This window comes from Chitinophaga eiseniae, from assembly GCF_900167135.1.
Taxonomy (GTDB): domain Bacteria; phylum Bacteroidota; class Bacteroidia; order Chitinophagales; family Chitinophagaceae; genus Chitinophaga; species Chitinophaga eiseniae.
Map to the genome: position 1 here is coordinate 747029 of NZ_FUWZ01000001.1, position 25456 is coordinate 772484.

The window sequence follows — 25456 nt, forward strand, 5'->3', positions numbered from 1 at the left end:
GTAAGGATATATGTTGAACGCAAAAATTCCAGCCGGCCCGTTAAATTCCAAATGGGAAGACTATAAAGGACATTGTAAACTGGTAAACCCTGCCAACAAGCGCAGCCTCGAAGTGATCGTGATTGGTACTGGTTTGGCCGGCGCTTCAGCAGCGGCTTCATTAGGTGAGTTAGGGTATAAGGTTAAAGCATTCTGCTTTCAGGATAGTCCGCGCCGCGCGCACAGTATTGCTGCCCAGGGTGGTATCAATGCGGCCAAAAACTACCAGAACGACGGTGACTCCGTTTACCGCCTGTTCTATGATACCGTTAAAGGTGGCGACTACCGCGCCCGCGAAGCCAACGTGCATCGCCTGGCGGAGGTGAGTGGCAACATTATAGATCAATGCGTGGCACAGGGTGTTCCCTTTGCCCGTGAATACGGTGGCCTGCTGAGCAACCGCTCTTTCGGCGGTACACAGGTACAACGTACTTTCTATGCTGCCGGTCAAACCGGTCAGCAGCTCCTGCTCGGCGCCTACTCCGCACTGGAGCGCCAGGTAGCCCTGGGTAACGTGAAAATGTACTCCCGCCACGAAATGCTGGACATCGTAAAGATCGATGGCAAAGCACGCGGTATCATCGCACGCGACCTGATCACCGGTGAACTGGAACGCCATTTCGGCCATGCAGTACTGATCTGCAGCGGCGGTTACGGCAACGTGTTCTACCTGTCCACCAACGCCATGGGTTCTAACGTAACAGCAGCCTGGAAAGCCACTAAAAACGGCGCTTACTTCGCCAATCCCTGCTTTACACAGATCCACCCCACCTGTATCCCTGTTTCCGGCGATCACCAGTCCAAACTGACCCTCATGTCAGAATCACTGCGTAACGACGGCCGCATCTGGGTACCCAAAAAACAAAACGACACCCGCAAAGCCAGCGATATTCCGGAAGAGGAAAGAGACTACTACCTGGAAAGAAGATACCCTGCCTTCGGTAACCTCGTTCCCCGCGACGTGGCCTCCCGCGCCGCCAAAGAAAGATGCGACGCCGGTTATGGCGTAGGTACCTCCAAACAGGCGGTATTCCTCGACTTCGCCGCAGCCATCGAACGTTACGGTAACATCGAAGCCGGTAAACGCCAGCTCAACAATCTCCCTAAAGCAGAGATCATTAAACTGGGTAAAGAAGTAGTAGCAGAAAAATATGGTAACCTGTTCGATATGTACGCCAAAATCACCGGCGAAAACCCGTACGAACAACCCATGCGTATCTATCCTGCCGTACACTATACCATGGGCGGCCTCTGGGTAGACTACGAACTGCAAACCACCGTTCCCGGCCTGTACTCCCTCGGTGAAGCCAACTTCTCCGACCACGGTGCCAACCGCCTCGGCGCTTCCGCACTGATGCAAGGCCTGGCCGACGGCTACTTCGTCATCCCTTACACCCTCGGTAACTACCTCGCAGATGAAATCCGCACCAAAGCTATCCCGGTAGACCACCCGGCCTTCACGGAAGCAGAAAACAAGGTGAAAGAAACCATCTCCAAACTGATGGGCATCAATGGAAGCAAGTCTGTAGACCACTTCCATAAAAAGCTCGGTAAGATCATGTGGGACAAGTGCGGTATGGCCCGTAACGAAAAAGGTCTGAAAGAAGCGATCGAAGAAATCAAAGCGCTGCGCGCCGAATTCTGGAAAGATGTTCGTGTACCGGGTGGCGAAAAAGAATTTAACCCTGAACTGGAAAAAGCCGGCCGTGTGGCTGACTTCCTGGAACTGGGTGAACTGATGTGCATCGACGCCCTGGAACGCCGCGAATCCTGCGGTGGACACTTCCGCGAAGAGTCCCAGACTCCGGACGGCGAAGCACAACGTGACGACGCTAACTTCAGCTACGTAGCAGCATGGGAATACAAAGGCCCCGGTCAGTTCGAACTGCACAAGGAAGCACTGGAATTCGTAGAATGTAAACCTACGCAACGTAGCTATAAATAAGGGTATTGGCCCATTGCTTTACAAAGGGCCGGGATTGTAAAATAAAATAATTGTCCAGCGAATATGGAACATTATAACATGAACCTCACCTTAAAGGTGTGGAAACAAAAAAATACAAATGCTCAGGGTGGATTTGAAACATATTCCGTAAAAGACATCTCTTCTGAAATGTCTTTCCTCGAAATGTTCGACGTACTGAACGAGCAACTGATCAACGAAGGAAAAGAACCGATCGCATTTGACCACGACTGCCGCGAAGGTATCTGTGGTATGTGCTCCATGCACATCAACGGCCGCGCACACGGTCCGTGGGCCGGTACCACTACCTGCCAGCTGCACATGCGCGCTTTCAAAGACGGCGATACCATCACGGTAGAACCCTGGAGAGCAGGCGCTTTCCCTGTACTGAAAGACCTTACGGTTGACAGACGCGCATTTGACCGTATCATCGAAGCAGGTGGTTATATCTCTGTAAACACCGGCAACGCACAGGACGCCAACTGCCTCCCTGTTGATAAACACAAAGCAGACCTGGCTTTCGCAGCTGCGGCCTGTATCGGTTGCGGCGCCTGCGTGGCAGCATGTAAGAACTCTTCTGCCATGCTGTTCGTTTCTGCCAAAGTATCCCAGCTGGCACTGCTGCCACAAGGTGATCCTGAGCGCCAGACCCGTGCGCTCAACATGGTTGCCCAGATGGACAAGGAAGGTTTCGGTAGCTGTACCAACACCGGCGCCTGCGAAGCAGAATGCCCGAAAGAAATCTCCCTCACCAATATCGCCCGCCTGAACAGAGAGTTCATCGGCGCCGGCTTCGGTTCTGAAAAATAGTCTGACATATAATGCAAAAACGGCGCAGGTACTATACCTGCGCCGTTTTTTTATAGCTTAACCCTCCGTTATTTAATCCTCGCAGCCATATCCCGCCAGTCGTAAAAGTGGAAAGTTTTATCCGTACTCATCACCACAAAAATACCCTGCGGATATTTCGGGCCCAGGTTTGCATTCACCACATCCGATCCGTCACTGTTAATAGCAGATACCGGTATCTTGGCCAGTAACACAGGCTGGGCCGCCTCCCGGCGGTAAATATTAAAACTGTTGGCCTCCTGGTCTGATACAAGGATATAACCCGTGCTGTCGCCTGTCTTATAAATACTGATACCCTCATTGTCGGCCTTAAAATCGCCGCTGCCAAACAACGCCAGCTCCTGGTCGCCACGTGCCGGATCTGCATAATAACGGCGAACACCGGTTTGTTCATCGGAATAATACACATAGCCCAGCTCATTGTCTACCGCTACGCTCTCTATCTCCTTTTTCCCACTGTAAGCGCCAAACTTACGTACTACCGTTCCCGTTACTTGTCCTTTGCCGTTGCCGGTCAACTGGTATTGCCACAGGTAACCCTGTGCCGGCCCGGATTTGCGGCTAACGATGGCGAAAATCGTTTTGTCTGACGGCCGGGTATACAGGCTGATGCCCATCGGTCCGCGCTCTTTTTCTCCGGCAAATACTTCCAGCCCGCCATTGTCAACGGGCTCCATATCGGGCAACCGGTAGATGCGCAGTTTGTTGGTTTCCCGTTCTGTCGTTACGGCAATGTCCACCGGCTGGTTATTCAGCAGCAGGCCATAAGCGATATCCACATTGTTGGGGCGTTTCAGGCCATTTATTTTCTTCACGATCTCACCATCGAGATTGTACACATACAACGCACCATCGGTATTTTTATCGGTGCCGATGATCAGGCTTTTGCTGCTGTCGGCCTTGTTGATCCAGATAGCCAGATCATCACTGTCGTATTGGGTGACCGGTGTAACAGCCACCGGCTTTACCGCATCAGCAGCCGGAGCGGGGATGGTCTTGTGTTGTCTGTTATTGCAGGCAGTGAAGCCGGCTACTACGCCTGCTACTGCTACCACTACTGCTACGCTCTTTTTATAACACATATAAATTCCAAAATCAAAAAATCAAAAAATCAAAAAATTCCAAAATCCAAAATCCCAAATCCCAAATCCCAAATTCCAAAATTCCAAAATTCCAAAATCCGAAATCCAGTAACCCAATTCCCAAATAGCCTAATAGCCAAATTAGTGCTGGTTTCCGCTACCATCCTGCTGATAAGCGCCAATGTCTTTACCCGGACGCATTACATCGGCAGCGGCTTCCGTTTTGATAGTGGTGATGTTCATCGGGTCAAACTGGCTGTTACCTTTCCCTACGGCCGGTGAAGCAGGCTTCACACGGAAGTTGGAAGTGCCCTGTTGCAGTAATGCCAACGCCTGTTGTTTCCAGCTCACCGGCGGCGCTTTAACCGTGCCTCCTAAGGTAGAGTAATCAAACTGATCTACATCATAAGAATAGAAAACTGGGTTGTTTTGCCTGATGTCTCCGTGGATGTCGGTAGGGGTGAAGACAGACACACCGTCTGTGGAGTTGAACTGGTTTACCAGCGTAGGGGCGTTACCGTAAAACAGGTTGTTGCCATAGGTAAGGTTGGCAAGGTCCGCTCCGGTACCTGCGCCGCCTACTACGCGCAGGCTTACGCGGCAGTTGATAAAGAGGTTGTTGAAGGCTTTTCCTTTGGCGAATGCTTCAAAGTTGATACCACCGCCGCGGCCTTCTTTGGTTTGACGGAAACCACAGTTGATCATCGTGTTGTTGTAGATGTACACGTTGGCCTGCGTGGTCTTGTCGCCGGAATTGGACACTTTGAAAGCGTTGGTAGCAGTACCGATGGCAACGTTAAAAGCGACGTCGCCGATGGTGCCGGACTTCATGTTCAGTGCTTCACCGCCTTTTTCACCGCACATCTCGAACGTATTACGCAGGATGCTGATACGGCCGCCATCCGTGCGGATCGCATCGTCTTTACTGCCCCTGATCCAGCAGTCCTCCAGGATGAAATTCTTGTCAACGTTGGCGAAATAGATCATGTACCGCGGATCGCCGGCTTTATATACGTCATTACCGATAGCCACGGGGCCGCCGGCAAATTCGATATGCGTCCATTTCAGGACCAGGTCGCCCCCTTGTTTGTCTTTGGCAGGCGTACACTGAATACCGCCCCAGATGCCTTTGAAAGCGTTGTCGCTGGTACGCAGGTTTTCCGATACGGTGATGTAATTGGGTGCTTCTTTGGTACCGAGACTGATAAAGCTGCCGTTGACGGTGATCTGCGGGCTTTTCAGCTGGCTGCTGCCGTCGCCGAGCGCGATGAGTTTAACGCCGTTTTGCATGAAAAGGGTATCGCCATCATTGATGGTGATATCGGTGGCGAAATAATAAGTTTTGCCGGCTAACAGCGTACCCTGGATACTGCCGGACAAGGTATCGGAGGTAATGGGTTTGCTGGGGGTGATGACCGGTTTGGAGATCGTCACCTCCGCTTCTTTATGGCAGGAGGTGAAGAGGGTACCGGCGGCAGCTGCGGCGAGGATATAGTGATGCAATTTCATGTTCGTAAGATTTTAGAGTTTGAAACGGAGGCCCAGCAGGTACGTCTGGCCGTAGGTGTTTTTGCGGACGAATAGATTTTTACCCACCACCTGTTCAGGTACACCGGCAGCAGATTTTTCCGTGTTGGGGCTCTTAATGAAGAGCTCATACGGCGTGTTCAGCAGGTTGCCCACTTTAGCGTAAGCGTACAGTTTTTTCCAGATTCTTTTCTCTGCGGAGAAGTCCAGTTGCACGAAACCTTTCTGCCAGATATCGTTGTTGTGGAACTGGGATACGATATCGATACGTTCGCCGGTATATACCATCGCCAGCTGCGCGTCGAAGCCGGCATGGGCGTCTTTATACAGCAGGGAAAGGTTACCGATGTGTTTGGATTGCCCCTGCAACGGGCGTTCCTGGCTAACGGTTTTCTGGGTGATATTACCGTTGTCTTCCCGGTACCACTGCATTTTGTTGCTGGTGATGGAAGAGTTGGTATAGGTATAGTTCAGGCGGATACCAAATTTGCGGATATACTTGGCGGCTTCCAGTTCAAAACCATAGTTGGTGGCGGTACCGAAGTTACCGCTCATGAGGTTGATGCTGCGGCCGTTTTGTACGAGCGCAGATTCAATCGGATCTTTGATCCGTTTGTAGAAAACGCCTGCCAGCAGTTCATCCAGCGCTTTCGGGAAGTATTCGTAACGCAGGTCGAAGTTGTCGGAGCTAGATCTTTTCAGGAAAGGGTTGCCCACTTCATCGTAGTCCTGGTCGGGATCTCCGCCACGGTGAGGAATGGTTTCATAGAAACCTGGACGGCTGATGGCGGAGTAGTAGGAGAGGCGGATGTTTCGTTTGCTGTCAGGCATGTATTTGAAGTGAATGCCCGGCAATACGTCCACGTATTTAATAGTACCTGTTTTCCCTTCCACGTTGGACGGTACGGCAGATTCCCAGAAAGCTTTGGTATGCTCTACCCGCACGCCGGCGAGCGTTTGCAGGCGGCCGATCTGGAATTTTACCTGACCGTAGTAGGCGCCTACGTTTTCGGTGAAATCATAGTTCAGGGCGTCGTCAGAAGCGCCCAGCCTGTTAAACAGGGTGAGTTTGTGCGCATCGATGTCGCCGTTGAAGTGCTGCGTGGTGGAGTCCGGACGCAGGGTGTACTGGTCGTAGTAGCTATGGCGCTGTTTGTTGCGGTACATGCCTCCCACGGAGATCTCAGTTTTGATACCACCGATTTTGGGAGTATAGACAAAATTGAGATAACCGCTTTTGTCCTGGTCAGAGTTGCGGGCCCACTCGTGGGTAACGCCGCCCAGTGCGTCCAGCAGCACCGGTTCCTGTTTAAGGGAGTTGTCTTTCTGTGGTGTAACGCCGGTATTTACATTGAGTTCGGTGCGATCAGGCACGTTGGCAGTCGCTTTGGAATATACGGCTGACCAGTCCATATGCAGGTGGTCTGCCAGTTTATGTTTACCCTGTAAGGTAAAGTTACTGATCTGCTGTACGCTGCGCTCACTGCGGTAGTTGTTGCTCACCCTGCCGGAACCCGGTACGGTGCGGCCCAGTTCGAGGCTGGTGTCTGAACTGAAGCGGAACAGGTTCTGGCCGAGGTTCATATAGGCAGCGTAGAGGGACAGCTGCTGGTCGTCGTTGAACTGGTAATCCACTTTGGCGTGCATGCCTGCCCGTTGTTGCTGGATGGAATACTGCCTGTTTTTGGCGGCGGTAAAAGCGGGATCGTTGTTGTTTTTGTCTACTTCTGTTTGCAGGAACAGGGATTGATTGGAGCGGTAGGTATTTTGATAGCTGATACCGGCGATAGCGCCCAGTTTGCCGTTTTTGCTGCGGCCGCCGGCGCTGATGCCGAATACGCTGGCTACCGGCGCTTTACCGGTATTAAGGTGCAGCGGGTTGTTGGTGAAATCGCTGAGATGGGCTTCGTAGGTATTGCCGTTACGCAGGCGAGGGGAGGTTTTGGCAGAACCGCTTCTGCTGAAGCGGGTGAAATCGTTGTCAAACAGCGTTTGTGCGTAACCGATAGCGGCGTTGGCATTCAGCATAAAATGTTTCGGTGCATCTTTCATCACCATGTTGGTGGCGCCGCCGATGGCATCGCCTTCCATATTGGGCGTGATGGCTTTATATACCTCGAGGCGGTCTACCAGGTCGGCCGGGAAGATATCGAGGGGTACGTACCTGTTTTTGTTGTCCGGGCTGGGTATTTTGATACCGTTGATCAGTGTGTACTGGTATCTTTTATCCATACCGCGGATGATGGCGTACTGGCCGTCGCCGTTGTTGCTGCGTTCCAGGGACACGCCGGAGACGCGCTGCATCACGTTGGCGATGGTGATGTCCGGTGATACCTGGATGGCGGCTGCAGATACCGCATTCAGCACCATATCCGCTTTCTGTACCGTTTTCAGGGCGCTTTTTTCGCTGCCTTTGTCGCCTTTGCCGGTGACGGTCAGGGTTTTCAGCGCCACGTCTTTGGATTCCATTTCGATGTTCAGGGTGTTTACCTGTCCTTCGCAGTGGATTTTCTTTTCCACTTCATGATGCCCGAGATCTTTTACCTTGATCTCATAATCACCCGCAGGCACATCGCGGAAAACGAAACTGCCGTCCAGGCCGGTGGTGCCGCTGGCAGTATAATGTTCGTTTTTCAGCTTCACCGCTGCTCCTGTCAGCGGCTGTCCTGTTTGTTTGTCGGTTACGGTCCCTCTCACGCCGGTGGTTGTTTGTGCCAAGGCACAAATTCCCGACATGATAAAGATAAGCAGTGGTAAAAATAACTTCATACAGAGTGGTTTTGTCGGGGCGAAATAACCGTTCTTCCAGCACTGTAGCACTATAGAGGCCGTTAAGTCTTTATGAAGGAATTGTGAAGTTTGTATTAAGTTTCCGCAAACACGCTGAAGCGTTTTAGCAGGCCATCAAAATATCTTATCGACCGTTCATAATTCGAATGCCTGATTGCTGATATTTTTTATTATCATAGTATCGCTTTTAAAATCTTATTAAAATCTTATTGCGATATGTCAGACCAATCCCGCAGGAAGTTTATCAAACACATTGGCAGCACGGCGGCGCTGCTGGGCATCGGCCAACTGGCGGCCCTTGGCCGGGAAAACGAACCGGTGACCCTCCTGCAACCGGAACAGCCATTTGCCGCTAACGACAAAATCCGCCTGGCCTGCGTAGGCATGGGCATCATGGGCTTTGGCGACGTGGATACCGCCATTAAGGTACCCGGCGTGGAATTCGTGGCGGCAGCCGACCTGTACACCGGCCACCTGGACCGTGTAAAAGAGGTCTACGGTCCCAACATATTCACCACCCGCGACTACCGCGAACTGCTGCAACGCAAAGACATCGACGCCATCATCGTGGCTACGCCCGACCACTGGCACGACACCATCTCCATCGCAGCCATGGAAGCAGGTAAAGCGGTCTACTGTGAGAAACCAATGGTACAGCAGGTAGAAGAAGGACATAAAGTGATCGCCACGCAACAACGCACCAAAGCGGTGTTCCAGGTGGGCAGCCAGCGGGTAAGCAGCATCGCCCTCGCGGAGGCGCGTAAACGCTACCAGGCCGGTGAAATCGGTCAGTTGAACGTGGTGGAGGCCCGCATGGACCGTCACAGCGCACTCGGCGCCTGGCAGTATTCCATCCCTACAGACGCTTCTCCCGCCACCGTGGATTTTGATGCTTTCCTGAAAGACACCGCTAAAGTACCTTTCGACGCCAAACGGTTTTTCCGCTGGCGCAACTATCAGGCCTACGGCACCGGCATCCCCGGCGACCTGTTTGTACACCTGATCTCCGGCCTGCATTTTATCACCGGTTCACTCGGCCCCACCAGCATATACGCCAGCGGCAGCCTTTCACAATGGAAAGATGGCCGCGACGTGCCCGATGTAGTGGTGGCTATTTTTGACTATCCGGAAACCAAAGAACACCCGGCCTTCCAGATGACCCTCCGCGTTAATTTCGCAGACGGCAGCGGCGGCGGCGAATATACCCGCCTGATCGGTACCGACGGTGTAATGGAAATAGGATGGAACGACTTTAAAATCAAAAAACATAAACTGCCTGAAGCACCCGGCTATGGCGGTTGGGACACCTTCCGCACCTTCTCCGAAAAACAACAGGCGGAGTTTGTGAAAGACTATAACGCCCATTATGGCGGCAACAAAGGCAAAGCGGTGGAGACGACCAGTAACTACGCTGCACCTGCGGGATACGACGACCGCCTGGACCACTTCAAAAATTTCTTTGAATCCATGCGTACAGGCAAGACCGTAGTGGAAGATGCTACCTTCGGTCTTCGCGCCGCCGGGCCGGCCCTGGTGACCAACCAGAGCTACTTCAGTAAAAAAATGCTCCGCTGGGACCCGGTGAAAATGCGCGTGCTGGCATAATCAAAAGCTGCAGCCAAAACATGTTCAAAATACGGGCGTCATGGTAATCTTTCCATGGCGCCTTTTTTATGCGGAAAATATCGGCCGCAATTGCTTAAATTGGGTAAAACCTGTTTTACATGAAGAAAGTAAGTTTACTTGTAGTCGCAGGAATTGTGTTATTGTCTTGTCAAGAAAAGAAAAAAAATATGAACAACCAGGAGAATTTTCAGCCACCAGTCGCGGAAAAGATACCGAAAGAGCTAACGATACACGGTGACACCAGGATCGATAACTATTACTGGATGAACAACCGGGAAGATCCCAAAGTACTGTCCTGGCTAACCGCCGAAAACGCCTACCTCGACTCCGTGATGGCTCCCGAAAAAGACCTGCGGACCAAACTGTTTGAAGAGATGAAAGGCCGCATCAAAGAAACGGATATGAGCGTGCCCTATCTTAAAAACGGTTATTACTACTACTCCCGTTTTGAAAAGGGAAAAGAATATCCCATCTACTGCCGTAAAAAAGGTAGTCTCGAGGCGGACGAGGAAATCATCCTCAATGTCAATGACCTGGCTGTGGGACATACCTATTGCGCCGTAACGGGACTGAGTGTCAGCCCCGATACCAAACTGCTGGCCTATGGCATCGATACGGTTAGCCGTCGCCGTTATACCATCCATATCAAGAACCTGGAAACAGGGGAAGTCTTCACAGATGCCATCACTGAAACAACCGGCGGTTCCTGCTGGGCCAACGATAACAAGACATTCTTCTACAGCCGTAAAGATACCGTTACCCTTCGTGCCGACCGGATCATGAAACACGTACTGGGCAACAATGCGGACAAAGAAGTATACCACGAGAAAGATGAAACATTCAGCCTCAGTTTACAGAAAACAAAATCCGGCAAATACATCATTATCCACAGCGGCAGCACCCTTTCTTCCGAAAGCCGCGTGCTCGATGCTTCTAAACCCGACGGTGCTTTCGCCGTGTTCCAGCCGCGCACCAAAGACATGTTGTACGACATCGATCATAAAGACGATAAGTTTTACATCATCACCAACTGGAACGCGCTGAACTTCCGGCTGATGGAAACTCCGCTGGACAAAACCGGCCGTGATCACTGGAAAGAAGTCATCCCTCACCGCAGCGACGTGCTGCTGTCCGGCCTGGATGTTTTCAAAGAATTCATGGTGCTGGAAGAAAGGAAAAACGGGCTTACACAGATCCGCGTGATCAACGATAAAACACACCAGGAAAAATACCTCTCTTTCGCAGAACCGGCGTATGACGCCTACCTGGGGAACAACCCGGAGATGGACAGCAAAGAACTGCGCTACCACTATACTTCCATGATCACGCCCAACTCCGTGTATGATTACAACATGGAAACCGGTAAGCAGGAACTGAAACGCCAGCAGGAAGTGCTCGGCGGTTATGATCCGAAAAACTACACCACGGAAAGGCTCATGGCCACCGCTACAGACGGTACCAAAGTGCCTGTTTCCATTGTCTATAAAAAAGACTTCCACAAAAACGGGAAAGCACCGCTGTTGCTTTACGGATACGGTTCCTATGGCAACAGTATCGATGCCGGTTTCAGTTCCAACAGAATCAGCCTGCTGGACCGGGGCTTTGCTTTCGCCATCGCGCATGTGCGCGGTGGACAGGAAATGGGACGCCAGTGGTATGAAGATGGTAAGATGTTCAAAAAGAAAAACACCTTTACCGATTTCATCGACTGCGCCGATTTTCTCGTGAAACAAAACTATACCAATCCCGGCCAGCTGTACGCTATGGGCGGCAGCGCCGGCGGCCTGCTGATGGGCGCGGTGGTGAATATGCGGCCGGAGCTGTTCCATGGCGTAGTGGCAGCTGTACCGTTTGTAGACGTGGTGACGACCATGCTGGATGAAAGCATTCCGCTCACCACCGGCGAATTCGATGAATGGGGCAACCCCAAGAACAAAGATGCTTATGAGTACATGAAGTCCTATTCACCGTATGATAACGTGACCGCCAAAGACTATCCCAATATGCTGGTGACCACCGGTCTGCACGATTCACAGGTGCAATACTGGGAGCCTGCCAAATGGGTGGCCAAACTGCGGGAACTGAAAACAGACAAAAATATGCTGCTGCTGCATACTAATATGGAAGCCGGCCACGGTGGCGCCTCCGGACGGTTTGAGGCACTGAAGGAAGTAGCGCTGGAATACGCGTTTTTCCTGAAGTTGGCGAAGTAGTCACGCAAAGGCGCTAAGCAGCAAAGGCGCTAAGATTTTATAAGATTAACAAGAAAGCAAAGGAGCGAAGATCAATTCAATTTGATCTTCGCTCCTTTGCTTTCTTTATTTCTTATTAATTTTCTTAGCGCCTTTGCTGCTTAGCGCCTTTGCGTGAACAGAATTATATTGGTATCTTCTCCGACTGTACTGCTTTGCCAAAGAAGATCTCCGCCATCACATCAAAAATGCCAGGATCGTCTGTGGTAAAGAACCGGCGCTGGCTGTTGCGGCTCAGGCGGGACTCCATTTCCGGATGACGTTTCAGGTAATCCTTGAGGCTGTGCGCCACCACTTTTCCTTGCGACAGTACGGTGATGCCGCCGGGAAGGTGCTGCCGTATCTTTTTCATCAGCAGCGGGTAGTGGGTGCATCCCAGCACCAGCGTGTCTATGTTGGATGACTGGGACAGTATCTTGTCCAGGTATTCCTTCACAAAATAGTCGGCGCCGGCGCTTTCGTGCTCATTATTTTCCACCAGTGGCACCCACATGGGGCAGGCCAGCTGATAGGTTTGTACTTCCGGGAAGAATTTTTTGATTTCTATCGGGTACGATGCTGAAGCCACGGTCCCTTTGGTGGCCAGGATGCCCACTTCACCGGTCTGGGTAAGGGTCCCTACCATTTCGGTGGTGGGGCGTATTACGCCCAGAACGCGCCTGTCGGGGGCTATCTGCGGAAGGTCTTTCTGCTGTATGGTACGCAGCGCTTTGGCGGAGGCGGTGTTACAGGCCAGGACAACCAGCGGGCAGCCCATGTCGAACAGCTGTCGTACGCATTGCAGCGTATAGGCGTGAATGGTGTCAAAGCCGCGGTTGCCATACGGCGCACGGGCGTTGTCGCCAAGATAAATGTAGTCGTATTGCGGCAGTTCCGCGATGATTTCCTTCAGCACGGTAAGGCCGCCATAGCCGGAGTCGAAAACGCCGATAGGGCCCATGACGATATGCTTTATTGGTTATTCTCTTTTTGCATGATGCCGGAACCAGTCAGGTCGTATATCTTCTGGATCTCGTGCAGTACCCCTTCGAAATCAATCTGCAGGTCTTTCAGCTGGCCGTTTTTGATGTCGTACACCCATCCGTGCACGGTAGGGAAACCTTTGGCCAGGTACGACTTCTGTACCGCCGCTGTTTTGATGACATTGATGGCCTGTTCCTGCACATTCAGCTCCACCAGGCGGTTGTAACGATCGTGTTCATCCTGGATGGCATTGAGCTCATCCATATGCAGGCGGTATACATCGCGGATGTTACGCAGCCAGGGATTGAGGATGCCCAGGTCTTTGGGCTGCATGGCGGCTTTAACGCCTCCACAGTTGTAATGCCCGCAGACAACGATATGTTTCACCTCGAGGTGTACCACGGCGTAGTTGATGACCGCCATCACGTTCAGGTCGGTATTGGGCACCACGTTGGCGATGTTGCGGTGTACAAATATTTCACCGGCGCCCAGTCCCATGATTTCATTGGTAGGTACCCGGCTGTCACTGCAACCGATATAAAGGTACTCCGGCGTCTGGGTGTCCGCCATCTTTTCAAAGAACTCCGCGTCGGTGGCCAGCTTGGATGCTATCCACTGGCGGTTGTTTTCAAATACCTGGTTATAAGTTGTCATTGCCGTAATATTTTGGACTAAAGATACGTACAGAATGATAAAAGGAAATACAAAGCCTTAAAAATCAAGCATTAAATATTGATTTTGATATGGATCTGTTAACTTGGAATCCAGTGATAGTATTCGTACCTTTGCAGCTTCAAAATTTACATAGCCAGCATGATCAGTGTTAAAAACGTAACGCTCTCTTTTGGAAAGAGAGTATTGTTTGACGAAGTAAACCTCAATTTCACGAAAGGGAACTGTTATGGTGTGATTGGGGCTAATGGAGCGGGTAAATCTACCTTCCTGAAGATATTGTCCGGCGAAATAGAGCCGAACAAAGGCACCGTGGAAATCACTCCCGGCGAGCGCATGAGCGTACTGAAACAGAACCACTTCGAGTTTGACGAGGTTACGGTACTGAATGCAGTATTGATGGGCAACAAGAAGCTGTGGGAAATCGCCAAGGAAAAGGACGCTATCTACTCCAAAGAAGATTTTTCTGAGGAAGACGGTATGCGTGCCGGTGAACTGGAAGCAGAATACGGCGAAATGGGCGGTTATACTGCAGAAAGTGATGCTGGTGTACTGCTGGGCGACCTCGGTGTAAAAGAAGAGTTCCACAGCGTGCTCATGAAAGACATCCCCGGTAGCCTCAAAGTAAGGGTGCTGCTGGCACAGGCCCTGTTCGGCAACCCCGACATCCTGCTGCTGGATGAGCCCACGAACGACCTGGACGTGGAAACGATCGGATGGCTGGAAAACTTCCTGGCCGATTACGAAAATATCGTGATCGTGGTATCCCACGACCGTCACTTCCTCGATGCCGTATGTACGCATGTGGCCGACGTAGACCGCGCTAAAATCCAGATTTTCTCCGGTAACTACTCTTTCTGGTACGAGTCATCCCAACTGATGGCCCGCCAGATCGCCGATAAGAACAAGAAAATGGAAGATAAGCGGAGAGACCTCATGGACTTCATCGCCCGCTTTAGCGCGAACGCTTCCAAAAGTAAACAGGCTACTTCCCGTAAGAAAGCCCTCGAAAAACTGGTTATTGAAGATATTCAGCCTTCCAATCGTAAATACCCCGGCATTATCTTCAAACAACAGCGTGAGGTAGGTAACCAGATCCTGAATGTGGAAAAACTGGAAAAAGCAGTGGATGGCCGTAAACTCTTTACGGATGTGACTTTCTCCGTGAATAAAAACGATAAGGTCGCTTTCCTGTCTAAAGACCACCTGGCACTGACGACCTTCTTCCAGATCATTGCCGGCGAAATGGAAGCAGACAGTGGTAAGATGGAATGGGGTACTACCGTTACCAACGCTTACCTGCCGAACGACAACTCCGCTTACTTCACCAAAGAATCTTCACTGAACCTGCTGGACTGGCTGCGTCAGTACGTGCCTACGCATGTGACCGATGTGGACGAGCCTTTCCTGCGCGGTTTCCTCGGCAAAATGCTGTTTGCCGGTGACGAGATCATGAAGAAAACTTCCGTACTCAGCGGTGGTGAAAAAGTACGTTGCATGGTAAGCCGGATGATGCTGCAGGACCCGAACGTGGTGATCCTCGATGAGCCGACCAACCACCTGGACCTGGAGTCTATCCAGTCTTTCAACGAAAGCATGATCAATTACAAAGGTATTGTGCTGTTTACCACACATGACCACACGTTCATGCAGTCAGTGGCCAACCGTATCATTGAGCTGACGCCTAAAGGCATCATCGACCGTATGATGACTTTCGACGAGTACCTGGCCGATGAACGCGTGAAAGCACTGCGCGAAGAAATGTACAACAATGCAGTTTTTGCATAAATTATCTGTAAAGCATAAAAGCGAAGACCTGAGCATTCCGCTCAGGTCTTCGCTTTTTTAGTTGGAATAGTAGTTAGTAAGCAAGGACTAAAGGTATTCTTCTATTACCTTCATTTTATTCTTGTCCAGTGGCTTGGTAATATACGCCATCAGTTCAGGGGTATGTTGCACTTTCTGCATGTCACGTACGTCCACGGAAGAGGAGCACATGATAATAGGAATATTGTTTTTGAGCGATGATTTCAGTCCGCGGTAAGCCTCTATAAAATCCCATCCGTTCATCCGCTGCATGTTCATGTCCAGGATGATGAGAGCAGGCAGCGTAGGTTGTGGATTGCTGGATAGCTGTTCCAGCGCTTCTTCCGCACACAGGAAGGAATTAATGACAAGATTATCGTCCTGTTGCACCAACATCTTTTTGATAATGAAGTGGAAAATTTCATCATCATCTACAACGTACACTATTTTGTTCATGTCTTCCATGCTTATGGTTTAATTGGGCTGCTGAACTGGTCCGGTCAAATAGCATCGGCACACAAAAAAATAGGGAATGCAATTCCTGTATCAGAGTTCCTGTCTGCATTAAATGACTACGATTCAGGGCATAACAAATACTGAAATCGCAGATCGTTTTCATGACATAAAACGGGTTAAAGCTGGTACATATACTCAGGTCACATCCTCGATTCAAAGCATTGGTCCCGGTAATTCCACCATTTTTTAGGCGGCCTTAGGCTATTTTGTAATTATAGTCGCAAAGAACGTTAATTTAATTTTATTTTTATATATAACTTTTTATCAATAACTAATCGTTAACAATTAGCGGCTGTTGAAAAATTATCTGTCATTCTTACTGGTGGCTGCTTTGCGAGGGAATCTAATCTTGATCGAAGAGGGTGGGGACTGAGAAAAGCGTGTTTATTTGTGCCTCTGATGACCACTGCGACAAACCGTATATTATTAGTATACTGTTGTTAAAACCGGTATAAAAAAAGCAGGACAATGATGTCCTGCTTTTATGTTGATTATCTTTTATCAGATTAGAAGAGACCACCTTTTTTGAGGGTAACTTTACCCTGACCGATTTTATAACCGTTGTGATAGATTTCAACAGTATAATCACCTACTTTATAGTCGGAGTTCTGTTTCCAGTCCATGGATACGGATTGTTTCTGACCAGTTACGTAAGCGACTGTTTTTTTGGTGGTGTACAGTTTCTCTGTACCGTCTTCCAGGGTGAACCTGCCGGAACCCAGTGCTTCTACAGCCAGCGGGGTGTTATCAGGAGCAGTGATCGCCACGAAAATTTCTTTGTCACCGGTAGGTGCAATTCTGTTATCATCCAGCTCGAAGCTTACCCGCATCATGTCTGCGCGTTTGGCTTTGGAAGTTTCCACTTCCTTGCCGTTGTGTTTTACGCGAAGCGGCAGCAGCTGGATGTTGGAGGCATGTAATACAGAGCCAAGGTCTACTTGTTTGTTCAGGCTGTCTTTTACCACGCTCACGGAGTCCCTTTCCTTGCGGGCTACGTCTCTTTCACCGGCCAGTACAATTTTTTCACCTTCCAGGCGCTCGATGGTTTCCTGATAACCTTCAATGTTGGTTTTCAGCTGTTCAATCAGGCGACGTGCTTCTGCCAGTTGTGCCTGCGTTGCATTTTTATTGCTCAGGATGCTGGAAATACGGGCTTTCATATCCTGAATTTCTTTGTCCTTGGTTTTAACAAGGCTATCCATGCGGGTATTCTGGGAAATCAGGTCGTCCAGACGGGCGTTGGCAGCATTATATTCCTGTTGTAAGGCATCACGGGAAGAAGAAATGGAATCTATCTGAACAGTCTTTTGTGCGATTTGCTCACCGGATTTATTTTTGTCGTACAGCATATAAATCCATGTACCTGCCAGTGCAGCGATTAAAATACCGTAAATTAGACCATTGCGGCTGCGTGGTTTTTCTGGTCCGGGTGAACCCGGTGCAGGTGTGTTAAAAGTGTTCTCAGTCATAGTTGTTTGTTTTATGTTTAATTGTTATATGGTTAAAAATCGTTATTCAAAAATAGTATAATAATATCTATATTTTATCAAACCCATAAAAGTCTTCAAAACGTGTTACCTAATATAGGATTAGATCAATTATTGTTGTTGGACATAGAGACCACTCCGGCTACGGCGGCATTGGAACAGTTGCCGGACAATATGCAACGGCTCTGGGGAGAAAAAATGGCAAAAACTGCGCCAGAATCCGAAAACGAAGCGGAAGTATACGCTGACAGGGCAGGCATCTACGCCGAATTTGGAAAAATTATATGTATATCTGTAGGCTTCTTCAGCCTGGAAAATAATGCCTATCATTTGCGGATGAAATCGTTTTATGATGACGATGAATCAATTGTGCTCAATGGTTTTTTAGCATTAGTAGATAAATTCCATACGAAGTACCCCCACTTCCAGTTCGCCGGTCATAACATAAAAGAATTTGATATTCCGTTTATTTGCCGCCGGTCTGTTATTCATCAGTTATCTTTGCCCAAACCTTTACAACTGCACGGGTTCAAACCATGGGAAATGCCCATGCTCGACACCCTGCATCTCTGGCGCTTCGGAGACGTACGCCATTATATCTCCCTGAAACTGCTCACCGCCGTACTGGGCATCGAAACGCCCAAAGATGATATCGACGGCAGCATGGTAGGGAAAGTATATTGGAAAGACCACGACCTGGAAAGGATCGTGGCCTACTGCCAGAAAGATGTAACAGCCGTAGCCCAGCTACTGCTCCGGTTTAAAAGACTACCCCTCTTACGGGAAGAACAGGTGACCCTGGTGAAATAAACCAGGCCAAACCCACAAATGCAGATCATGGAATATCAGGATATCATACGCGACTGGAAACAAAAGAAATTCAAGCCGCTCTACTGGCTGGAAGGAGACGAAGAGTTTTTTATCGACCAGGTGACCGCCTACGCGGAACACGACCTGCTCGATGAAGCGGAGAAGGGGTTTAACCTCACGGTACTTTATGGAAAAGATACCGACTGGGCCGCTGTCGTCAACGCCTGCCGCCGCTATCCCATGTTTGCGGAAAAACAGGTGGTGGTGCTCAAGGAAGCCCAGTCCATGCGCGACCTGCTCAAACTGGAAGGCTACATCGATAACCTCATGCCATCAACGGTATTCGTGGTGGCCCATAAACAGGGCAAAATCGACGGTCGCAGCAAAATGGCCAAACTCATTAAAGAGAAAGGCGTCCTGCTGTCTACCAAAAAAATGTACGATAACCAGTTGCCCGCCTGGGTGGAAGCCTACGTCAACAGCCGGGAACTGGCCATCACACAAAAAGCTGCCATCCTGCTGGTAGACCATATCGGCAACGACCTTTCCCGCATCGCCAACGAAATAGACAAACTGCTGGTCAATCTGCCGGCAGGCAAAAAAATAGATGAAGGGGATATCGAGAAATATGTAGGCATCAGCAAGGAATACAACGTATTTGAATTGCAAAACGCCCTCGGACAAAAGAACGCCGAAAAGGTATTCCGCATCGTCGCTTATTTTGCTGCCAATCCCAAAGCTGCCCCTATCCAGATGACGCTGCCCGCCCTGTATAATTTCTTCGCCAAAGTAAACCTGATCTTCGGGGTGAAAGGCGGCGAAAAGGAAATCGCCGCGGCACTGGGCGTACACCCGTTTTTTGTGAAGGATTATATGGCCGCCGCCCGTCAATATGGCCCGGAAGGCGCGGAAAAAGCCATCCTGCTGCTACAGCAGTACAACCTGCGCAGCATCGGTATCAACGACGCAGGGGTGGAAGACGGAGAACTGATGAAGGAACTGATGTATAAAGTAATGAACTGATTAAATCATAGCTGAATGCACCCCGTATTACGTATCATACTAGGTATTGCTGTGCTGCTGGCCGGCCTCTATGCACTATTCTCCACGGTAACGTTTATCAGGGTGATGGTGAATCTGCATCCGGTAGTGAAAAACGGCGGCTATACGACCGGGTATGTGCTGCAGGCAGCAGGAATGCTGGGCGGGGGACTGGTATTGACCACTTATTTCTTCTACAGGGCCTATAAGCTGTTGAAACCCCGGAAAAAAGAGGCGCCAATCGAGTTTCTGGGAGAAGAGTTCTAAACCTTTGCCTTTAAGATCTCCCGCGATTTCGCAGAATCCTTGTCCATCTGCACAATCAGGTCTTTGATGTCGTCAAACTTCTGATTGGCGCGGATATATTCCACAAAATAGACGGTCAGCTCCTTGCCGTACAGGTCTTCATTAAAATCAAACAGGTGTACTTCGAGGCGCAGATCGGTGCCATTGAAGGTAGGGCGGAAGCCGATGCTCATCACGGCAGGCTGGGGAGCTTCATGTCCGGGAACATCCACCCATATGGCGTAGATCCCTTCTGCGGGAATGAGTTTGCGTTCGTCTTTCAGGTGCAGGTTGGCCGTGGGATAACCCAGCTGGCGGCCCATCTTGTCGCCATGCACCACGGTGCCGCTCAGGAAATAAGGGTACTCCAGCAGTTGATTGGCCAGCAATACCTCGCCCTCCTGCAGGCTTTTGCGGATTTTGGTAGAACTCACGGTCAGGTCGTTGACAACCTGCTGGGGAATCTCCACCAGCCGGAAACCGTACTGCTGCTGTTCTGCTTCCAGCAGTTCCAGTCCGCCTTCACGGTTATGTCCAAAACGGTGGTCATAACCAATAATTATGGTGTGTGGCTTGAAACGCGCTACCAGGAAGTCTTCCAGATATTCGCGGGCGGAGAGCTCGGAAAACGCTTTGGTGAAGGGTACCACCACCAGGTGATCAATGCCTGCCCGTTCCAGCAGGGCGATCTTTTCCGGCAGGGTGGTGAGCAACCGGATATTATTGGGGCGCGGCGCCAGTACTTCCCGCGGGTGCGGGTCAAAGGTGACGATCACGGTCTCTCCGTCACACTCCGCAGCAGCCTGCTCCAGTTGTTGTATAATGAAGCGGTGTCCTGCATGTACGCCATCAAAAGTGCCTATCGTGATAATGGCATTACCAAATTCCGGTAAATGCTTTAAGTCCCTGTGAACCTGCATATAATTCAATAACATCAAAAATGCCATGCAAATCTAACACATTCAGCGGGCATTATGCAGGGAATCTGTTACTTTTGCAGCCAGATTATTTCTTTATTTTCATTTTTATTTGATTTCCGGTGGATAATAATATTTACGCCAAACGTGGTGTTTCAGCTGGCAAGGAAGATGTGCACAATGCCATTAAAAATATTGATAAAGGCCTGTTTCCGAAGGCGTTCTGCAAAATAGTGCCGGATATCCTGGGTGGCGACGAAGCTTATTGCAATATTATGCATGCGGACGGCGCCGGTACCAAATCCTCCCTGGCCTACATGTACTGGAAGGAAACCGGCGATCTGAGCGTATGGAAAGGCATTGCACAGGATGCTATTATCATGAACATGGACGACCTGCTCTGCGTAGGCGCCACAGACAATATCCTGCTGTCTTCCACCATCGGCCGTAATAAACAGCTGCTGCCCGGTGAAGTGATCGCCGCTATCATCAACGGCACCGAAGATATCCTCGCGGAACTGCGCAAACACGGTATCAGCATCTATTCCACCGGCGGAGAAACCGCGGACGTGGGCGACCTGGTACGCACCATCATCGTGGATTCTACGGTGACAGCCCGCATGAAACGCAGCGATGTGATCTCCAACGATCGCATTCAGGCCGGCGATGTGGTAGTAGGGCTGGCCTCCTATGGACAAGCGGCTTACGAAACCGAATATAACGGCGGTATGGGCAGCAACGGCCTTACCAGCGCCCGCCACGATGTGTTCAATAAGGCCATGGCCGCAAAATATCCTGAAAGCTACGATCCGGGCATCCCGGCTGAACTGGTGTTCAGCGGTAAAAAAGCCCTGACAGATAAAATAGATATCCCCGGCTTCGGCGCCATCGACGCCGGTAAACTGGTGCTGTCACCCACCCGTACCTATGCGCCGGTGATCAAAAAGGTGCTGGAACAGTTCCGTCCGCAGATACACGGAATGGTACACTGTAGCGGTGGTGCGCAGACCAAGGTGCTGCATTTCATCGAAAACCTGCATGTCATCAAAGACAACCTGTTCCCCGTACCACCGCTGTTTACCCTGATCCAGGAACAGTCCGGCACCTCCTGGAAAGAAATGTACCAGGTGTTCAATATGGGCCACCGGATGGAATTGTATGTACCGGAAGCGATTGCGGCGGACATCATCAGCATTTCCAAAAGCTTTAATATCGACGCACAGATCATCGGAAGAGTAGAAGCTGCAGAACAGAAGCAAGTCACCGTAAAAGCGCCGGCAGGCACTTTTATTTACCAATAACAGCAACTTGTTTTAAGATAAAAAATAAGCGCCGGGCCTGTCAGGTCCGGCGCTGTTGTTTTAGTTTTAGCAAAAATGGACGATTATTGTTGTAATGTAAAACGTATGGGCAGGTTAAACTGAACAGCGACATTCCTGCCGTTTTGTTTGCCGGCTATCCACTCAGGCATGGCATTTACCACCCGGATGGCTTCTTCTTCGAGACCGTTTCCTTTGGCGGCGCCTACTGTTCTGGTGTCTTTGATTTTTCCTTCCTTGTCTACCACAAACTGTACGAATACGGTACCGGCGGTCTTTTTCTCCCTAGCTTCTTTAGGATACCGGATATTCTTTGACAGGTATTGCACCAGCGCTTCCTCGCCACCTACGAATGTTGGCGGGTTTTCCACAAAGGTGAAGATCTCTTCTTTGACGGCAGAGGGTTGGAACCGGACCGTATCAGGACGCTGGCCCATTACCACGGGCGTTTGTTCCTGTAGGGTGAACCGGATGGGGAGTACATATTCAACGGGCACTTTTTTCCCTTTGATTTCTCCCGGTTTCCATTGCGGCATGCCTTTGATCACGCGGATACCTTCTTCTTCCAGGCCGCCGCCCAACGGGCGGTTAACGGCTACAGGCTGGGTGACATTACCCTTTTCATCGATAATGAAGCGGATCTGAATGGTGCCCTGGATGTCATTTGTCTGAGCTTCTTTCGGATAACGGATGCTTCTGCTGAGGTAGCGGGCCAAACCAGCTTCTCCTTCAGGGAAAACGGGGCGGATCGTCAGCTTGGCGAGGCTTTGTACTTTTCCGGGGCCGGAGCTGTAGGAAGTGACGTGTACGGGCGGAAGCGTATCTGTTCCGGATAATACTGGATTGCCGGAGGGTACCAGCGCCCGAATGGCGGAGGGACGCTGGTCTACCACAAAGGCAAGTGAGCAGAAGATAAGGGCGCTGACAGGCAGCACCAGTATCCTGCGCAAATAGCTGAACCGGGGTTGGCGGAATTGTGTAAGCATAAAAATTCTGCGTTTTATGGGCGGATGGAAAAAATCGTTGGTAATCGAAAACTGCCGGCTGTTAAAGGCGTTGCGGAGAATGTTTTCGGCATAGCCCGCTACTTCGTTGCCTGCTGCTTTCTGATCGGCGATAAATTCATGCACGAGCGACAATTCACGTTTGATGAGGTGAAAGAAAGGGTTGATCCAGCAGAGGGCGGTCACCACTTCCAGCAGCATTTTGTCAATGCTGTGTTTCTCCCGCAGGTGCACCAGTTCGTGCTGCAGTACCTGTTTGTTCTCCGGGCTGTCGAGGTTGACCTCGGTGTCCCAGAAAATATACCGGAAGAAGGAGAAGGGTGCTTTCACCCGGGGGCTGCGCGCAAAGCGGAAAGGGGGTATTTCCTGCACGTCGCTGCTGCGTATCAGCCGGCGGATGCCAAAGATGCCGGCGCATAGGCGGCATAGCAGGAAGACCACTATCAATGCGTAGATAACGGTAAGGGTTATACGTAAATAGTCAGAAGGGCTTGTCGACGGCGTGGCGGCCACTGCCTCCCGCAGGGTGATGATTTTGCTGGTGTACACTACTACGGCGGAAGGTTGCTCCGAATTGCCGGGTAGCGGGATCTGTAGCAGCGGGGTAACTAACGACACCAGGGTGATGAGCATCAGGTAATATCGGTTCCAGTGATGAAACCGGTTGTTACGCAGGGCCAGGTGGTAATAACCATACAATAGGGCGCTGCACAGTACGACTTTCTCCAGGTAGATAAGCGCTGTCATGTGGAATGCTTTTGATGCGGGTGGATGCTGTTATTGTTTGTCGTGGTCCTTGATCTTCTTTATCAGTTGCTCCAGGTCGTTGACACTGATTTCTTTCTCCTTCACGAAAAAGGACACCATGTTACTGAAAGAACCGCCGAAATAACTTTTGGCCAGGCTGTTCAGGGTTTTGTGGCTGTAGGCCTCCTTGGAGATCAGGGCGTGGTACTGGTGGGATTTACCAAATGCCTTAAAATCCACAAACCCTTTTTCGATCAGGATTTTAACAAGCGTGGATACGGTGTTATAGTGCGGTTTGGGCTCAGGCAGGGCTTCGATAATGTCTTTTACAAAGGCAGGCCCTGTTTGCCAGAGCGCCTGCATGATCTGCTCTTCCGCTTTGGTAAGCTGTTTCATAGCGAATTTGAATTGTTATTTCTAAGGTATAACTAAATATTTAGTTTAACAACTATTTTTTTAGTTTTTGAACAGAAAACTGTGGGTGGCCTTTTGGCAAATCAGGTGAATGAGCAATCATGTTATCAGCGGTTACGGGGAAATTTGTTAAAAGAAGACACAACGAATTATTTTTTAATTGGTTATTTTTGTCGCCATAACGCAGTTTTGCATTAAACAGAACAAGTACATGACACCCGAACAGCCGATTATCCAGTTAACGAATGCGAGTATTTACCAGGGAAATTCTTTGATTTTGTCTGATGTGAATATTACAGTGAATAAAGGAGAGTTTGTATATCTTATTGGTAAAACGGGGACGGGCAAGTCCAGTCTGCTGAAGACGCTGTACGGGGACCTGCCTTTAAAGGACGGTACCGGCCAGGTCGTGGGTTTTGACCTGAAGAAGATGGACTGGAAGAAGGTGCCTTACCTGCGTCGTAACCTGGGCGTGGTGTTCCAGGACTTTCAGCTGCTGACCGACCGTAACGTGCACGACAACCTGAAATTTGCGCTGCGGGCCACGGGCTGGCAGGACAATAAACAGATGGAGGATAAGATAGCGGATGTGCTGGACAAGGTGGGGTTGGGCACGAAAGGGTTCAAAATGCCATATGAACTGTCGGGTGGCGAGCAGCAGCGTATTGACATTGCGCGGGCGATGCTCAATTCCCCCCGGCTGATCCTGGCAGACGAGCCTACGGGCAACCTGGACCCGGAGACTTCCGACGGCATTATGCAGCTGTTGTTCCGTATTTGCCGGGAGGGCACCGCCATCGTGATGGCCACCCATGACTACATCGTTTTACAAAAGTTCCCGTCCAGGGTGCTGCGTACCGAAAATGGTCATGTGACAGACAACGCGGCGTTGAATTTCTCTGCTTAGTTGGTTAGAAGTGAATTACAGATATAAATTATTCAGAATTAATTATAAATTACGGCTTTATTGGTAATTCGTATTTTTTAAATTACCTTTGCACCGGAAAAATAGCGACAAAAAACATTATTATTACTTATTATTATTAAAGATGTCTTACTTAACTGTTGAAAAGAAAGCCAATATTTTTAAGGAATTTGGTGGAAGCGAGAAAAATACAGGCTCCGTGGAAGCGCAAATTGCCCTGCTGACTGAGCGTATCAACAGCATTTCCGGTCACCTGAAACAAAACAAAAAAGATTTCTCCACTCATCGCGGACTGATGAAAATGGTAGGTCAGAGAAAGCGTCTGCTCGCTTATCTGTCTAAAACCAACCTTACCGGCTATCGTGCCCTCATTGAGAAGTTAGGTCTCAGGAAGTAACAATGACTTGATTATAGCGCTATTC

At 50.1% G+C, this 25456-nt stretch carries 21 protein-coding genes; 11 read left to right on the top strand and 10 right to left on the bottom strand.

Annotation, left to right across the window (positions count from 1 at the left end; genetic code table 11):
• Nucleotides 1-10 precede the first annotated feature (10 nt).
• Together B5D63_RS03140 and B5D63_RS03145 are read left to right on the top strand one after the other, a co-directional pair.
• On the top strand, nucleotides 11-1984 hold the full coding sequence (locus tag B5D63_RS03140) for a fumarate reductase/succinate dehydrogenase flavoprotein subunit (protein WP_078667302.1): 1974 nt from the start codon (nucleotides 11-13) through the stop codon (nucleotides 1982-1984).
• Nucleotides 1985-2047: 63 nt separating this feature from the next.
• Nucleotides 2048-2812 (top strand): succinate dehydrogenase/fumarate reductase iron-sulfur subunit, encoded by a 765-nt coding sequence (locus B5D63_RS03145; protein ID WP_078667303.1) that lies wholly within the window; start codon nucleotides 2048-2050, stop codon nucleotides 2810-2812.
• Nucleotides 2813-2880: 68 nt separating this feature from the next.
• On the opposite strand, the gene B5D63_RS03150 is transcribed toward B5D63_RS03145, so the two are convergent.
• The 3 genes from B5D63_RS03150 to B5D63_RS03160 form a co-directional block, all read right to left on the bottom strand.
• Complete coding sequence (locus B5D63_RS03150) at nucleotides 2881-3933, bottom strand: phytase (protein ID WP_078667304.1); 1053 nt, start codon at nucleotides 3931-3933, stop codon at nucleotides 2881-2883.
• Between the two features lie 141 nt (nucleotides 3934-4074).
• Entirely contained in the window at nucleotides 4075-5442 is a 1368-nt protein-coding gene (locus tag B5D63_RS03155) for a hypothetical protein (protein ID WP_078667305.1), read from the bottom strand.
• 12 nt (nucleotides 5443-5454) lie between these two features.
• The gene (locus tag B5D63_RS03160; RefSeq protein WP_078667306.1) at nucleotides 5455-8229 is read right to left on the bottom strand and encodes a TonB-dependent receptor domain-containing protein; all 2775 of its coding nucleotides are present in this window, start codon (nucleotides 8227-8229) and stop codon (nucleotides 5455-5457) included.
• A gap of 237 nt (nucleotides 8230-8466) precedes the next feature.
• Here B5D63_RS03160 and B5D63_RS03165 point away from each other — a divergent pair, with 237 nt between their 5' ends.
• Together B5D63_RS03165 and B5D63_RS03170 are read left to right on the top strand one after the other, a co-directional pair.
• Nucleotides 8467-9855 carry a Gfo/Idh/MocA family protein gene (locus B5D63_RS03165; protein ID WP_078667307.1) on the top strand — a complete coding sequence of 463 codons (1389 nt, stop codon included), beginning with the start codon at nucleotides 8467-8469 and terminating at the stop codon, nucleotides 9853-9855.
• Nucleotides 9856-10043: 188 nt separating this feature from the next.
• On the top strand, nucleotides 10044-12089 hold the full coding sequence (locus tag B5D63_RS03170; RefSeq protein WP_235021449.1) for a S9 family peptidase: 2046 nt from the start codon (nucleotides 10044-10046) through the stop codon (nucleotides 12087-12089).
• A 163-nt stretch (nucleotides 12090-12252) separates the two neighbouring features.
• Here the strand turns inward: B5D63_RS03170 and murI are convergent, their stop codons facing one another.
• Both murI and B5D63_RS03180 read right to left on the bottom strand, forming a co-directional pair.
• Nucleotides 12253-13068 carry a glutamate racemase gene (gene murI, locus B5D63_RS03175; RefSeq protein WP_078667309.1) on the bottom strand — a complete coding sequence of 272 codons (816 nt, stop codon included), beginning with the start codon at nucleotides 13066-13068 and terminating at the stop codon, nucleotides 12253-12255.
• Between the two features lie 11 nt (nucleotides 13069-13079).
• Nucleotides 13080-13745 (bottom strand): carbonic anhydrase, encoded by a 666-nt coding sequence (locus B5D63_RS03180; RefSeq protein ID WP_078667310.1) that lies wholly within the window; start codon nucleotides 13743-13745, stop codon nucleotides 13080-13082.
• A gap of 159 nt (nucleotides 13746-13904) precedes the next feature.
• Here B5D63_RS03180 and B5D63_RS03185 point away from each other — a divergent pair, with 159 nt between their 5' ends.
• Entirely contained in the window at nucleotides 13905-15551 is a 1647-nt protein-coding gene (locus tag B5D63_RS03185) for an ABC-F family ATP-binding cassette domain-containing protein (RefSeq protein ID WP_078667311.1), read from the top strand.
• Between the two features lie 87 nt (nucleotides 15552-15638).
• Here the strand turns inward: B5D63_RS03185 and B5D63_RS03190 are convergent, their stop codons facing one another.
• Both B5D63_RS03190 and B5D63_RS03195 read right to left on the bottom strand, forming a co-directional pair.
• Nucleotides 15639-16034 carry a response regulator gene (locus B5D63_RS03190; protein ID WP_078667312.1) on the bottom strand — a complete coding sequence of 132 codons (396 nt, stop codon included), beginning with the start codon at nucleotides 16032-16034 and terminating at the stop codon, nucleotides 15639-15641.
• 557 nt (nucleotides 16035-16591) lie between these two features.
• Nucleotides 16592-17554 (bottom strand): hypothetical protein, encoded by a 963-nt coding sequence (locus B5D63_RS03195; protein WP_078667313.1) that lies wholly within the window; start codon nucleotides 17552-17554, stop codon nucleotides 16592-16594.
• 102 nt (nucleotides 17555-17656) lie between these two features.
• Between B5D63_RS03195 and B5D63_RS03200 the strand changes: the two genes are divergently transcribed.
• From B5D63_RS03200 to B5D63_RS03210, 3 genes are read left to right on the top strand one after another with little or no spacing between them, the layout of a single operon-like run.
• Nucleotides 17657-18382: a ribonuclease H-like domain-containing protein gene (locus B5D63_RS03200; RefSeq protein WP_078667314.1), complete on the top strand. Its 726-nt coding sequence runs from the start codon at nucleotides 17657-17659 to the stop codon at nucleotides 18380-18382.
• Nucleotides 18383-18409: 27 nt separating this feature from the next.
• Nucleotides 18410-19405 carry a DNA polymerase III subunit delta gene (holA, locus tag B5D63_RS03205; protein ID WP_078668521.1) on the top strand — a complete coding sequence of 332 codons (996 nt, stop codon included), beginning with the start codon at nucleotides 18410-18412 and terminating at the stop codon, nucleotides 19403-19405.
• Between the two features lie 15 nt (nucleotides 19406-19420).
• On the top strand, nucleotides 19421-19690 hold the full coding sequence (locus B5D63_RS03210) for a hypothetical protein (protein ID WP_078667315.1): 270 nt from the start codon (nucleotides 19421-19423) through the stop codon (nucleotides 19688-19690).
• Here B5D63_RS03210 and B5D63_RS03215 read toward each other — a convergent pair.
• Nucleotides 19687-20628: a bifunctional riboflavin kinase/FAD synthetase gene (locus tag B5D63_RS03215; RefSeq protein ID WP_078668522.1), complete on the bottom strand. Its 942-nt coding sequence runs from the start codon at nucleotides 20626-20628 to the stop codon at nucleotides 19687-19689. The genes B5D63_RS03210 and B5D63_RS03215 overlap by 4 nt on opposite strands.
• A 119-nt stretch (nucleotides 20629-20747) precedes the next feature.
• On the opposite strand from B5D63_RS03215, the gene B5D63_RS03220 reads away from it, so the two are divergent.
• Nucleotides 20748-21926, top strand: a complete 1179-nt coding sequence (locus B5D63_RS03220) for an AIR synthase related protein (RefSeq protein WP_078667316.1) — start codon at nucleotides 20748-20750, stop codon at nucleotides 21924-21926.
• A gap of 83 nt (nucleotides 21927-22009) precedes the next feature.
• Here the strand turns inward: B5D63_RS03220 and B5D63_RS03225 are convergent, their stop codons facing one another.
• Nucleotides 22010-23695: a M56 family metallopeptidase gene (locus B5D63_RS03225; RefSeq protein WP_078667317.1), complete on the bottom strand. Its 1686-nt coding sequence runs from the start codon at nucleotides 23693-23695 to the stop codon at nucleotides 22010-22012.
• A 30-nt stretch (nucleotides 23696-23725) separates the two neighbouring features.
• Nucleotides 23726-24091, bottom strand: coding sequence for a BlaI/MecI/CopY family transcriptional regulator (locus B5D63_RS03230; protein WP_078667318.1), 366 nt, complete (start codon nucleotides 24089-24091; stop codon nucleotides 23726-23728).
• 229 nt (nucleotides 24092-24320) lie between these two features.
• On the opposite strand from B5D63_RS03230, the gene B5D63_RS03235 reads away from it, so the two are divergent.
• Nucleotides 24321-25016 carry a cell division ATP-binding protein FtsE gene (locus tag B5D63_RS03235; RefSeq protein WP_078667319.1) on the top strand — a complete coding sequence of 232 codons (696 nt, stop codon included), beginning with the start codon at nucleotides 24321-24323 and terminating at the stop codon, nucleotides 25014-25016.
• Nucleotides 25017-25158: 142 nt separating this feature from the next.
• A complete protein-coding gene (gene rpsO / locus B5D63_RS03240) occupies nucleotides 25159-25431 on the top strand; it encodes a 30S ribosomal protein S15 (protein ID WP_078667320.1) in 273 nt (90 codons plus the stop codon).
• The last annotated feature ends 25 nt before the right edge of the window (nucleotides 25432-25456 follow it).